This window comes from Adlercreutzia equolifaciens DSM 19450 (assembly GCF_000478885.1).
Lineage (GTDB): Bacteria > Actinomycetota > Coriobacteriia > Coriobacteriales > Eggerthellaceae > Adlercreutzia > Adlercreutzia equolifaciens.
Genome location: NC_022567.1, coordinates 976,012 through 988,358, shown reverse-complemented (window position 1 = coordinate 988,358; position 12,347 = coordinate 976,012). Strand labels below are relative to the sequence as shown.

The 12,347-nt window shown below is 64.1% G+C and carries 9 protein-coding genes; 2 read left to right on the top strand and 7 right to left on the bottom strand.

Features of this window, described 5'->3' with window-relative positions; all coding sequences use genetic code 11:
- Positions 1-81: 81 nt before the first annotated feature.
- From glyA to glpK, 3 genes are all read right to left on the bottom strand, one after another.
- Positions 82-1,338 (bottom strand): serine hydroxymethyltransferase, encoded by a 1,257-nt coding sequence (gene glyA / locus AEQU_RS03710; RefSeq protein ID WP_022739593.1) that lies wholly within the window; start codon positions 1,336-1,338, stop codon positions 82-84.
- A 45-nt stretch (positions 1,339-1,383) separates the two neighbouring features.
- Positions 1,384-1,818, bottom strand: a complete 435-nt coding sequence (gene rpiB / locus AEQU_RS03705; RefSeq protein ID WP_022739592.1) for a ribose 5-phosphate isomerase B — start codon at positions 1,816-1,818, stop codon at positions 1,384-1,386.
- Between the two features lie 112 nt (positions 1,819-1,930).
- On the bottom strand, positions 1,931-3,421 hold the full coding sequence (gene glpK / locus AEQU_RS03700) for a glycerol kinase GlpK (protein ID WP_022739591.1): 1,491 nt from the start codon (positions 3,419-3,421) through the stop codon (positions 1,931-1,933).
- 320 nt (positions 3,422-3,741) lie between these two features.
- Here glpK and AEQU_RS03695 point away from each other — a divergent pair, with 320 nt between their 5' ends.
- Together AEQU_RS03695 and mcrC are read left to right on the top strand one after the other, a co-directional pair.
- Positions 3,742-5,922, top strand: coding sequence for an AAA family ATPase (locus tag AEQU_RS03695; protein ID WP_022739589.1), 2,181 nt, complete (start codon positions 3,742-3,744; stop codon positions 5,920-5,922).
- On the top strand, positions 5,919-6,965 hold the full coding sequence (mcrC, locus tag AEQU_RS03690) for a 5-methylcytosine-specific restriction endonuclease system specificity protein McrC (RefSeq protein ID WP_022739588.1): 1,047 nt from the start codon (positions 5,919-5,921) through the stop codon (positions 6,963-6,965). Before AEQU_RS03695 ends, mcrC begins: the two co-directional genes overlap by 4 nt.
- Here mcrC and AEQU_RS03685 read toward each other — a convergent pair.
- Genes AEQU_RS03685 through AEQU_RS03670 form a run of 4 tightly spaced genes read right to left on the bottom strand, consistent with a single transcriptional unit; the run spans position 6,954 to position 12,107 of the window.
- Entirely contained in the window at positions 6,954-7,961 is a 1,008-nt protein-coding gene (locus AEQU_RS03685; RefSeq protein ID WP_022739587.1) for an alpha/beta fold hydrolase, read from the bottom strand. The two genes, mcrC and AEQU_RS03685, sit on opposite strands and share 12 nt — an antisense overlap.
- Entirely contained in the window at positions 7,958-8,743 is a 786-nt protein-coding gene (locus tag AEQU_RS03680; protein ID WP_022739586.1) for an L-threonylcarbamoyladenylate synthase, read from the bottom strand. The genes AEQU_RS03685 and AEQU_RS03680 overlap by 4 nt, the downstream gene beginning before the upstream one ends.
- Positions 8,740-10,542, bottom strand: a complete 1,803-nt coding sequence (locus AEQU_RS03675) for an NAD(P)/FAD-dependent oxidoreductase (RefSeq protein ID WP_022739585.1) — start codon at positions 10,540-10,542, stop codon at positions 8,740-8,742. Before AEQU_RS03675 ends, AEQU_RS03680 begins: the two co-directional genes overlap by 4 nt.
- Complete coding sequence (locus AEQU_RS03670; RefSeq protein ID WP_022739584.1) at positions 10,539-12,107, bottom strand: NAD(P)/FAD-dependent oxidoreductase; 1,569 nt, start codon at positions 12,105-12,107, stop codon at positions 10,539-10,541. The genes AEQU_RS03675 and AEQU_RS03670 overlap by 4 nt, the downstream gene beginning before the upstream one ends.
- Positions 12,108-12,347 lie beyond the last annotated feature (240 nt).

Genomic DNA, 12,347 nt, shown 5'->3' with positions numbered 1-12,347 from the left:
ATCCGTGTCGCCTGTTCGCTGCGCAACCTGCGCGCGGGCGCCCCCGCCTCGCAGCCTGCTCAGCCAAGCCCAATGCCTCTTTTAATACTCTAAACCCGGGTACAGAGGGTGGGCTTCCAGCAGGGCGTCTACGCGGCGACGCACGTCGGCGAGTTTGGCGTCGTCGGTGGCGTTGAACACCGTGGTCGCGATGAGCTGGCCGATCTCGTAGAAGTCCTCGGCGGTAAATCCTCGAGTGGTGGCGGCCGCGGAGCCCACGCGGATGCCGCTCGTCACGAAGGGCGAGCGCTGCTCGTTGGGGATGGAGTTCTTGTTCACCGTAAGGCCCACGGATTCCAGAAGCTTCTCGGCGTCCTTGCCGGTGATGTCGGAGGCCGTGAGGTCCACGAGGCACAGGTGGTTGTCCGTGCCGCCGGAGACGAGGCGCAGGCCGCCGTCGGTCATGCCCTGGCCGAGGGTGCGGCAGTTCTCCACCACATGCTCCATATAAACACGGTAATCGGGACGCAGCGCCTCGCCGAAGGCCACGGCCTTGCCGGCGATGACGTGCATGAGAGGGCCGCCCTGAGCACCGGGGAAGATGGCCTTGTTGATCTTCGGACCCAGCTCATCCGAGTTCGTGAGAATGAAGCCGCCGCGCGGGCCGCGCAGGGTCTTGTGGCTCGTGGAAGTGACGATGTCGGCGTGGGGCACCGGGCTCGGGTGCAGCCCCGCGGCCACGAGGCCGGCGATGTGGGCCATGTCCACCATGAGGTAGGCGCCCACCTCATGGGCGATTTCCGCCATGCGCGCGAAGTCGATGAAGCGCGGGTAGGCCGAGGCGCCGCCGACGATGACCTTCGGGCGGCACTCCTTCGCGATGCGCTCGAGCTCGTCGTAGTCGATGGTCTCGGTCTCGGGGTTCACGCCGTAGGAGACGATATTGTACAGAAGACCGGAGAAGTTCACGGGGCTGCCGTGGGTGAGATGGCCGCCGTGGTCGAGGCTCATGCCGAGCACCGTGTCGCCGGGCTCGATGATGGAAAGATACGCGCCGAAGTTCGCGCTGGCACCGGAATGGGGCTGCACGTTGGCGTACTTCGCGCCGTACAGCTCGCAGGCGCGGTCGCGGGCGAGATCCTCCACCATGTCGACCTTCTCGCAGCCGCCGTAGTAGCGCTTGCCGGGGTACCCTTCGGCGTACTTGTTGGTGAGCACGCTGCCCACCGCTTCCATGACGGCGCGGGAGGTGAAGTTCTCCGACGCAATGAGCTCCACACTCCCCCGCTGGCGGGCGAGTTCTTGGCGCAGGCAGTCGGTCACCTGCGGATCTTCAGCGGCGAGAAATTCCAAAGCCATCTATTGTCTCCTTTGCTAATCTTCTCTGAGCTTCCCTGGTCTTCTCTAATCTAGTTCCATTATCTTCTGAACGCGGCCGGCGTGGCGGCCGCCGCCGAAGTCGGTGGCGAAGAAGGTGTCGAGGATGCGCTCGTTCTCCTCGAGCGGCACGAAGCGGCCGGAAAGGGTAATGACGTTCGCATCGTTGTGCTCGCGGCACAAGGCGGCGAACTCGGAGTTGATGATGTTAGCGGCACGCACGCCGGGCACCTTGTCGGCGGCCATGGCCATGCCGATGCCCGTTCCGCACACGAGCACGCCGCGCTCGGCGACACCGTCGGCCACATCGTGGGCCACGGGGGCCGCGTAGTCGGGGTAATCGACGCGATCATCGTTGTCGGGGCCGCGGTCGATGACGTCGTACCCCTTCCCCACCAGGTAATCCACCAGGGCCTGCTTCTGCTCGAAGCCGGCGTGGTCGCTTCCGATGCTCACGCGCATGGGCCACTTCCTTTCCGTCGCGAATGCCTTGAGGCCTATTGTAGGCGCTCGAGTGCCCCCGCGCCCCCTCGCTCACGCTTTCCGCACCAAATCGGGAGAGACGGGCGAAGTCCTAGCTGCGGATGCGGGAGACGGCCTCGTGCCAGGCGGCGAGGCGGGCGGCGCGCATGGGCTCGTCGAAGGTGGGCAGGAAGCGGTCTTCGCCCTCGCGCAGGGCCGCCAGCTCCTCGGTGCTTTTCCAGAAGCCCGTGGAAAGACCGGCCAGGTAGGCGGCGCCGAGAGCGGTGGTCTCGGCGTTGTCGGGGCGGCGCAGGGGCGCGCCGAGCATGTCGGCTTGGAACTGCATGAGGAAGTCGTTGGCCGCCGCTCCCCCGTCGACGTTCAGCACCGAAAGCGGCATGCGCGCGTCCTCGGCCATGGCGCGGGCCAAGTCGCACACCTGGTAGGCGATCGACTCCAACGCCGCCCGCACGATGTGGGCGCGCCCGGCGCCGCGGGTGAGACCCAAAATGGCACCGCGGGCGTCGGCATCCCACCAGGGGGCGCCCAGACCCGTGAACGCGGGCACGACGAAGACGCCGTCGGTCGTGGCCACGCTGCGGGCGATGGCGTCGGTTTCGGCGACGCTGTCGATGATGCCGAGCTCGTCGCGGAGCCACTGGATGAGGGCGCCGGCCATGAACACGCTGCCCTCGAGCGCGTACTCGGTGCCCCCCGCGTTGGGGGCCGAGGCCGCCACCGTGGTCACGAGCCCGTGCTCGCTCGCGCAGGCCTCGTGCCCGGTGTGCATGAGCAGAAAGCAGCCGGTGCCGTAGGTGTTCTTCGCCTGGCCCGCATGGAAGCAGCACTGGCCGAAGAGCGCCGCCTGCTGGTCGCCCGCCACGCCGCAGATGGGGATGCCCTGGACGAGCCCCGGGTTCGCCGTTATGCCGAAGCTGCCGGAAGAGGGGCGCACCTCGGGAAGAATGGCCTCGGGAATGCCGAAGAGTTTAAGCAGGAAGGGATCCCAGTGCCTCTCGTGGATGTTGTAGAGCATGGTCCGGCTCGCATTGGTCACGTCCGTGGCGTGCACGGCCCCGTCGGTGAGCTTCCAAATGAGCCAGCTGTCCACGGTGCCGAAGCAGAGCTCCCCCGCCTCGGCGCGGGCACGGGCGCCGGGCACCTCACCCAAGATCCAGGCGAGCTTGCTGGCGGAGAAGTAGGCGTCGGGCACGAGGCCCGTGCGCGCGGTGATCTCGGCCGCGGTCGCCGGGTCGCTCGCGATGGCCTCCACCATGGGCGCCGTGCGGCGGCACTGCCAGACGATGGCGTTCATGATGGGCTCGCCGGTGGCGCGGTCCCACACGATGGTGGTCTCGCGCTGGTTGGTGATGCCGATGGAATCGATCTCGGCGGTGTCCACGTTCGAGGACATGATGAGCTCGGTGAGCGCGCCCAGCTGCGAGGAGAGAATGTCTTGCGGGTCGTGCTCGACCCAGCCGGGCTGCGGGTATATCTGCGGGAACGGGCGCTGAACCGAGGCGACGGGGCGGCCGGCGCGGTCGATGAGCATGGCGCGGGAAGAGGTGGTGCCCGCATCGAGCGCTATGACGTATTTTTTCATGTTCGTTTCTCCTCTTCTCGCTTTCTTGCTGTGGCTCTTCGGGGGCGGGCTGCGGGGTACCGCTCAGTCGCTCAGACAGTCCTCGTTGGTATCGAAGGCACCAAGGATTACTCCTCCCCGTATCATTGCGCCTTCGATACCACCTGCGGAACTCGCTTGGTGAGCGGCACCCCGCATCCCGCTTCGCTCAACTTTAGCCGAAGCACCCCGTTCCAGCAACGAGGTGCGAAGGGTATGGACTGACCAGTGCGTCCAACAGCCCTTCTGGCGCACGGTATGATACGATAACGGAAAAAGAGATCGGCTAGAGAGGCGATTACATGGCGGAAGAACTCTACACATGGGTTCCTTTTTACACCGAGCTGGCAAACAAGCTATTGCCTTACAAGAACGACCGCGCTGCCTTGATCGACAAGCTGCAAGCGATGTACGAGAGCATCGACACGAAGCTTCCTAAGCTTGATGACGGCGGCGTCCCTAACGATATTGACCCCTTTACGATATTCGGACTCTTCAACAAAGGTATCTCAAGTCAGAACAGACGAAAAATCGTTGCCGCTCTCGCAGACGTATTCTGCATCACCGCTGAACTACCAAACGATTTCGCTGGAACCCCCTTGCTCAACAACTTGAATGCCACCTTCTACGCTTTCATTGGGGACAGCAGGCGCGGCGAATCCGATATCGACAATCTCTGGGATTTGTTCGAAGCGGAACTTGCTCTAGCTGACGCAGACAACCCCGAAAATCGCAATGCCTTTGCGGCCGCCTTCGATAAAACAGTTGGGCAGTTCGGCCTGGGCTGGAAACTCACTATGGGGCTTTATTGGGCCAGACCGCTCGCGTTCATCAATCTAGACTCGCGCAATAGGTGGTTCATGGGCGATACCGCAAAGGCCGGTGTCCCTATAGCAAGCATCATGCCAAAAGAAAAAGACGCGCCTATTCACGATGGCAAACATTATCTTGCCATCTGTGACACTATCCGAGCAGAGCTTAACAGCGCCGACTGCCCATACAATGGCTTTCCTTCACTCTCTAATGCGGCATTTATCGAATCGGAACGAGTCAATAGAGAGAGAAAGGCAGCAGCCAAGGCCGCTGAACAAGAAGCAGAGGAGAACGCACTTGGCGACGCGGGGGTGGAAGTCGTCCATTATTGGCTCTATGCACCCGGCGAAGGCGCAAGCATGTGGGAGGACTTCTACACCCGTGGCGTCATGGGCCTCGGTTGGCACGAACTCGGCGACCTGCGCGAGTATTCGACCAAAGAAGACATGAGGCTCGCTCTTCAGCAGATACGTGGTAATGAAACCTCGCAGAAAAACTCGGCACACGCAGTGTGGCAGTTTACCCACGACATCAAACCTGGCGATATCGTCTTTGTTAAGCGGGGGCGTACGGAAATCCTTGGTCGCGGAGTGGTTGTAGGGGGCTACGCATACGATGCGGATGCTGGCCACTACCCCAACCTACGCGAAGTAAAGTGGACCCACAAGGGTCACTGGACCCATGACGACCAGTTCGCGATGAAGACCCTCACTGACGTCACCGACTATACCGACTTCGTGGAGAAGGTAAACGGCTATTTCGAGGAGGATGCCGAGGAAACCCTCGGGGGGACGCTCCCCGCAGACCTCCCTTACGACCGCGAGCAATTCCTCTCCGAGGCATACATGGACGAGGAAACTTACGACACGCTCGTCGGTGTGCTTCGTTCAAAAAAGAACATCATCTTGCAAGGCGCTCCCGGCGTGGGAAAAACTTTCGTTGCAAAGCGCTTGGCCTATTCGATGATGGGCGCAAAAGATCGCGATCGCGTGATGATGGTGCAGTTCCATCAAAGTTATAGCTACGAGGATTTCATCGAAGGCTTTCGTCCTTCCGCATCGGGCTTCGACCTCATCAAGGGAAGCTTCTACACGTTCTGCAAGAAGGCGCAAGACGATACCGACAATGATTACTTCTTCATCGTCGACGAGATCAACCGAGGCAACTTATCGAAGATCTTCGGCGAGCTCTTCATGCTCATCGAGAACGACAAGCGAGGGCCCAATAACAAGTTGCAGCTACTCTATTCACGCGAACGCTTCTACGTGCCAAGCAATGTGTATCTCATCGGCATGATGAATACCGCTGACCGCTCGCTCGCAATGCTCGATTATGCGCTACGTCGACGGTTCGCATTTTTCGACCTGCGTCCTGGATTCGATTCCAAGGGGTTCATTGCCTACCGCGACAGCCTGGGCAACCCGAAGCTTAACAACCTTCTCGCATGCACAGTAAAGCTGAACGCCGCCATCTCCGACGATGACACTTTGGGCGATGGCTTTTGCATCGGGCATAGCTATTTCTGCGGCATGAAAGCTGCCGACGTAACAGACGCAAAACTCTCGGCCATCGTGGAATACGAACTTGCACCAATGCTGCGCGAGTACTGGTTCGACGAGCCATCGAAGGTTCGCGAGTGGACCGACGCTCTGCGCAAGTCCATCAAATGATCCGCATCCAGAACATCTATCATATGCTCGCCTACGCCTTCCAGGTGCTGTGCGAGCAAGGGTATCGCGAGATGGCTACCGAAGAGTTCGACAACGCGGCGGAGCTCTGCGCTGCTATTTTGATACGCGGCACAAACTCTCAAGTCAAACGCGGCCTCGGACGGGAGTACATAGACCATACCGATACACTCTCGACTTTACGAGGAAAACTCGAGATTACCGATTCGGTGAAAACAAGATCCGTACTGCGACGACAAATGGTGTGCAGCTACGACGAGTCCTCAATCGACACACCCATGAATCGCATCCTCAAGGCAACGATGATGCTGCTGGTACGCTCGAACCTAAGCAAAGAGCGCAAGCGGGATATCAAGCGACTGCTCGCATACTTCGACGACGTGAGCGACATCGATCTGGCAACCGCGAACTGGCAGATGCGCTTCAATCGAAATAACCAGACCTACCGCATGCTGATAAATGTGTGCTGGCTCATTGCCAAAGGGCTGCTGCAGACCCAAGAAGACGGATCAACCAAACTCATGGACTTTCTAGACGAACAGCGCATGAGCCGATTGTATGAACGGTTCATCCTAGAATACTTCAAGCGCGAGCATCCCAAGCTACATGTTGGCGCTCCTCACATCAGCTGGACGCTTGACGACGACTTCGACGATATGCTGCCTGTCATGAAGAGCGACGTTGTGCTCTCACTCGGCCACACGACGCTCATCATCGACGCGAAATATTACTCGCATGCTACGCAGCATCAGTACAACACGCATAGCGTCCATTCGCACAATCTATACCAGATTTTCACCTATGTGAAAAATAAGGAGGCGGAACTCGCACGCGCCGACGTGCCCCACGAGGTGTCGGGGATGTTGCTGTACGCGCAAACCGACGAGGAAATACAGCCAGATGGCGTTTACAGAATGAGCGGGAACCAGATTAGCGTGAAGACGCTTGATCTCGATACGCCCTTCGAGGACATCAAAGTGCAGCTCGACGAGATTGTCGAGTTGCACTTTGGCCTATTCGTGTAGGTTTATCCAGTTCAGGATGAAATCGTAGACTTCTTCTTTGCCGAATTCGTTGAGAATTTCGTGGCGCATGCCGGGAAACAGGCGCAAGGTGAGGTCCTCGGCGCCGGCGGCCTCCATGGACTCGGCGGCGGCAGCGACAGCGCGGCCGCATTTGCCGACGGGGTCGGCGTCGCCGGCCACGTAGAGCAGGGGCAAGTCGTGGGGCGTGGCGGCCAAGGTCGCCGGCGCGGCGGCGCGCCAGGCCAGCTCGGTTAGGGTGGCGTAGGCGCCGGCACCGAACATGAAGCCGCAAGCCTCATCGGCCATAAACGCGTCGGGCACGGCCGGGTCGCGGGAAAGCCAGTCGAAGGGGGTGCGGGCGTCCTTGATGGCGCGGCTGTAGGCGCCGTCGGCGAGCGCGTGCAGAAGGCCGCTGCGGTAGCCGTCGCCTCGCACGGCCGCGATAGCCCGGGCAGCCAGGTTGCCGGCGCGGGAGACGGCGGTGGCCTCGTTGGCCGTACCGCAGATGACAGCGCCGGCAAGGCCCTGCCCGTAGCGCGGCAGATAGCTGCGCAGCACGAGCGAGCCCATGGAATGCCCGAAGATGAAGTACGGCGTGCCAGGCGCCACCTGCTGGGAGACGAGCAGGCGCAGCTGTTCCACGTCGTCGGTCATGGCGTCGGCACCGCCCTCGGCACCGATCACGCCGCGGCATTCGGGCGCGGCGGCCGTGTCCCCGTGGCCGATATGGTCGTGACCGGCCACAAGGTAGCCTGCGTCGGCGAGGAAACGGGCGAAATCATCGTAACGGTCGATATGCTCGGCCATGCCGTGGACGAGCTGCACGACGCCGCGCGGCTTGAAGCAGCCAAGCGACGGCTCGCCGGCAGCCGCATCGGCCCGCTCCATGGCCAGGGGCACCCAGAGCACGGCGCGGACTTGGCTTTTTCCGTCGGCGGAATCGAAGGAGAATTCGGTGCGGCCAGTGGTCGCGAAGGCATCGTTTGCGGCGCTCATGAGAGGCATCCTTTCATATCTTCCAAGGTGAGGGCGCCTGCGCGCAGGACACGGGGGACGTCGCCAGTGCAGTCGAGCACGGTGGAGGCGATGCCCGCAGAAGGGGCATCAGAATCGCCGGCGGTTCCTGCCGCGACGTCGGCGCGGACGCGAGCGCTCGACGACATGAGCGCGGCAGCGCCCTCGGCTGCTTCGGCTGCTTCGCCAGCTTCGACAGCTTCAGCTGCTTCGGCGACGCCGGACGCGATCGAGTACGGCGGGAGATCATCGGGAAGGTACACACCGGCGGTGCGCGCCATGAGAGCCCCATCGAGATCTTCGATCCGGGCCGTATCGGGCGCTCCCGAGAGGTTGGCCGAGGTGACGGCCAAGGGACAGCCGACGGCACGGATGAGGGCGAGAGCCGCCTCGCTGTCGGGCATGCGCAGCCCGATAGTACCCGCGGGCGACCGGAAGGCAGCGGGAACGGCCGCCGACGCGCGCACCACCAAGGTGAGGGCACCGGGCCAGAAGGTCTCGGCGAGGCGCCGGGCGTAGGCGGGAACATCCCTGCCGTAAACGTCCAGCGTCTCGGGGCCTTCCACGAGCCACGCCACGGGCTTGCCAGCGTCACGGTGCTTCAGGTCGTAGAGGAGACGGGGGCCTGCGGCCGCCTTCACGGAGACACCCAAGCCGAAAACGGTGTCCGTCGGAAAGACGACAGCCTCGCCGGCGGCCAGGGCACAGGCGGCCTCGCCGAGCGAGAGCGGACAGCAGGCGCCATCGAAGGGGCAGTTGCTCATCGGCCCTCCTTCTCGCAGAAAGCAGTTTCGCCAGATACTGGTTGCGCCGACGCGATCCCCTCGCAGATCACGGGCGCTGCGGTTTCTGAAAGCCGTTCGGTCACGATGGCCTCGGCGACGCGCAGGCCGTCCACGGCGGCGCTCGTGATGCCGCCGGCGTACCCGGCTCCTTCCCCGCAGGGGTACAAGCCCGCGATATTCGATTGGAAGCCATCGTCGCGAACGATGCGCACGGGGCTTGAGCTGCGGGCCTCCACGGCGGTCATGACGGCATCGTCGCTGGCGAATCCGTGCAGCTTGCGATCGAGGGCCGGCAGCGCCTCGGCGAGGGCATCGGTCACGAACGGCGGCAGGCAATCGCGCAGGTCGCGCCAAGCCACGCCGCGCGGGTAGGTGGGCGTCACCGCGGCGCTCGGGGTGCCGCTGGCGTGCACGAGGAAGTCGCCGACCGTTTGGGCCGGAGCCGTGTACGGAGGACAAAGTGCGCTAGCATCTTCCCCGCCGCCAGCCGTCAAGCCGCGGCCGAGCTGATACGCATCCCGCTCCAACTGGCGCTGGAAGGCGACGCCGGCCAGCGGATCGTCGCCGGGCAGGTCGTCGGGGCGCACCTCCACGAGCAGCGCCGCGTTAGCATTGGCCCCGGCGCGGGCGTGGCGGCTCATGCCGTTCACGCAGAGCAGCCCCTCCTCGCTGGCGGCCGCCACCACCTCCCCGCCCGGACACATGCAGAAACTGTAGACGCCCCGGCCGTCGTCGGTCTTCACCGCCAGCTTGTAGTCGGCCGCCCCGAGGGCCGCATGACCAGCGGCCGACCCGTACTGGGACTCGTTCACGAGAGCCTGGGGATGCTCGATGCGCACGCCCACGGCAAAGGGCTTGCGGGCCATGTCCGCCCCGGCCTCGCAAACCATTTGGAAGGTGTCACGCGCGGAGTGCCCGCAGGCCAGCACGACGCAATCGGTGGCGAAGACTTCCGCCGCTCCCGTGCGCTCATCGACGAGGCGAACGGCAGTGACGCGCGCTTCGCCATCTTCGCCGCCAACCTCATCCACAGCATCAGCGACGCCCGGACGATCAGCAGCTCCGCCCTCAAGCACAAGGCCGTCGAGGCGCGTGAGGAACCGCACCTCTCCCCCGGCCTCCTCGATGGCCCGACGCAGGTTGCGCACGACGCCGACGAGCAGGTCGGTGCCAATGTGCGGCTTGGCGTCCACGAGGATGTCCGCAGGCGCGCCGGCTTCCACGAAGGCCTCCAGCACGTGGCGGATATGGGGCGACTTGATACCGGTGTTCAGCTTGCCGTCTGAGAATGTGCCCGCCCCGCCCTCGCCGAACTGGATGTTCGTGCGCTCATCGAGCGGCGCGCCGGCGTTGAAGGCCTCGACGATCTCCACGCGCTCGTCCACGGAAGCGCCCCGCTCCACCACCAGCGGACGCAACCCGGCCCGCGCCAGATACAGCGCGCAGAACAGCCCCGCCGGCCCCGCCCCGACCACAACAGGCCGCAGCCCAGTCGGTTCCACGTGCGGTATCGAAAGAGGCTCAGGGGGCTCGTAGGCCTTCACCGCCACACCCTTCGCCGGTCGCGGCGCAGCACCCTCCGCGAGCCCAACCGCCACGGTCACGACGCCATGCACGTTCGACTTCTTCCGCGCATCGATCGACCGCTTCAGCAGCTTCACCTCAGTGATAGCGCCCGTCTTAACCCCGAGCGTCCGCGCGATTTCTCGGCGGAAGAGCGATTCGTTTTCAGGGAGAAGCGCATCAAGAGAAACCGGAACATTGGAAGCCTGAATCATGCGCGCCCCCTCTTGTTCCGACGAGCAGGCTCGGAGTGGCGGGAGGGGGTCCGCGCGCAGTTCATTGAAGTGCATAAGTTCCCGCCAGCGACCCGCGACGAGCCCTGCACTTCAATGCTGTTTGAGCACGGCGCCCCCTCCCGCCGCTCCGAGCCGGAGGAGCCCGAAGCGTCGGCTAAGCTGGCGAGGTCCGCGATTCTTTCCGCCGCCGACCAGCCCGCGAGCAGCCCCGAGGCCCAGGCCCAGTGCAGGTTGAAGCCGCCGCACGCCGCATCCACGTCCAGCGCCTCGCCGACGACGTAGAGCCCCGGCACGCGCCGCACCTCGCACGTGCGGTCGTCCACCGCCCGGACGCTCACGCCCCCGCGGTGCACCTGGCACTGCCGCACATCGCCGAGGCCCGTCACAGGAAGCCGCAGCCCCTTGAGCACCGGCGCTATGACGGCCGTCTCCCCCTTGGCCACCGGGCGCGCACCGTCCAGCGCCGCCGCCTCTAGCAGCACGTCGGCCACGGGCGCGAGCACCATACCGCGCAGCATATCGTTCCACATCACATCGCGCCCGAGCGAGGCGCGCAGCAGCTTGCGGCGACGGTTGAGGAACGCCTCCATGTCGCAAAGGCGCACCCAGGGCACGAAGTCCACGGCGAGCACGTCGCCGGGCTCGACCAGGCGGCTCAGGTTGAATGCAGCGATCCCCGAAACGCCGTACTTGCGGAACATCACCTCGCCCACCTCGCGGGACACCAGCCGCTCGCCTTCGTGGGTGCCCATCGGGAAGCCGTGGCGGTTGAGCTCTTGGGGCGTCATCTCCTTGCCGGGTCGCCACAGCTCGAGCGCCCCGCGCACGCGGATGTTGTCGAGGCGACGCGGCCAGCTCGGATCGGTGGACAGCGGCCCCAGCGTCGGCTCCGGCTCGCGAAAGGAGGTGCCCTTGGGCAGAAGCCCGCGCGCGACGGTGCCGCCTGCGGCCACGATAACCACACCGGCCCGCTCGAAGCGCCCGTCGGCCAAGCGCAGCGTGAACGGGGCGCCCTCGGCGCGCGGCGGCTCCACGGCCACGACCTCGCATTCCACGCGCTCTTCCACCCCCGCCGCAACGCAGGCCGCCCGCAGGCAATCAAGCACGGATGCGGCCTTGTTCGCCAAGGGGTACAGCCGCCCTTCCCCTTCCTCGCGCCACATCAGCCCGTGATCGGAGAAGAACCCCAGCACGCCGTTCGGATAGGCGGTGCTCGTCTTGGCCTGGGACGGCACATAGCGGCTCGCCTGGCATTCGAACTCGAAAAGCACGCGCCTGACAAAAGCGGCGTTGCGGTAGTCGCCCTCGTCGGGCCGCGCGTTCGAGAAGTTGCAGCGTCCGTTGCCCGTGGCCAGAATAGAGCGTCCCACGCGGTCGGAGGCCTCGTACACGACGACCCGCGCCGCGCCCGCGTCACCTTCTACGACCTCACCGGCCGCACCTCCGGCACCTTCCAAATCCCGTAGAGCCTCCCCGGCCGCCACGGCCGCAGCCAGCCCCGAGGCCCCGCCGCCTATGACTGCAATCGTCTTCGCTTCGCCCATGCTGCTTCCATCCGCTCGCTTCCCAATGCAATATATGCTAGAATACGACCAACGGACCAGCCTGAGGTGGATGCAGGCGGCACCGTCGTTTAGTTAGGACCGCTAGCGCGAACTAGCGGTCCTTCCTATTCCGGCCCCTCCTGAGCGTCTCGGAGAACGCAACCGCCTCCCTCAGCAACCCGACGACCGCAGTCGCCAGGCGCACGACGAAAACGAGGACGTCCAAGCGATTCACATCCT

Excerpts from the sequence above, each read along its gene's own strand:
- glyA (WP_022739593.1), bottom strand. The coding sequence starts at position 1,338 with ATGGCTTTGGAATTTCTCGCCGCTGAAGATCCGCAGGTGACCGACTGC.
- rpiB (WP_022739592.1), bottom strand. The coding sequence starts at position 1,818 with ATGCGCGTGAGCATCGGAAGCGACCACGCCGGCTTCGAGCAGAAGCAG.
- glpK (WP_022739591.1), bottom strand. The coding sequence starts at position 3,421 with ATGAAAAAATACGTCATAGCGCTCGATGCGGGCACCACCTCTTCCCGC.
- AEQU_RS03695 (WP_022739589.1), top strand. The coding sequence starts at position 3,742 with ATGGCGGAAGAACTCTACACATGGGTTCCTTTTTACACCGAGCTGGCA.
- mcrC (WP_022739588.1), top strand. The coding sequence starts at position 5,919 with ATGATCCGCATCCAGAACATCTATCATATGCTCGCCTACGCCTTCCAG.
- AEQU_RS03685 (WP_022739587.1), bottom strand. The coding sequence starts at position 7,961 with ATGAGCGCCGCAAACGATGCCTTCGCGACCACTGGCCGCACCGAATTC.
- AEQU_RS03680 (WP_022739586.1), bottom strand. The coding sequence starts at position 8,743 with ATGAGCAACTGCCCCTTCGATGGCGCCTGCTGTCCGCTCTCGCTCGGC.
- AEQU_RS03675 (WP_022739585.1), bottom strand. The coding sequence starts at position 10,542 with ATGATTCAGGCTTCCAATGTTCCGGTTTCTCTTGATGCGCTTCTCCCT.
- AEQU_RS03670 (WP_022739584.1), bottom strand. The coding sequence starts at position 12,107 with ATGGGCGAAGCGAAGACGATTGCAGTCATAGGCGGCGGGGCCTCGGGG.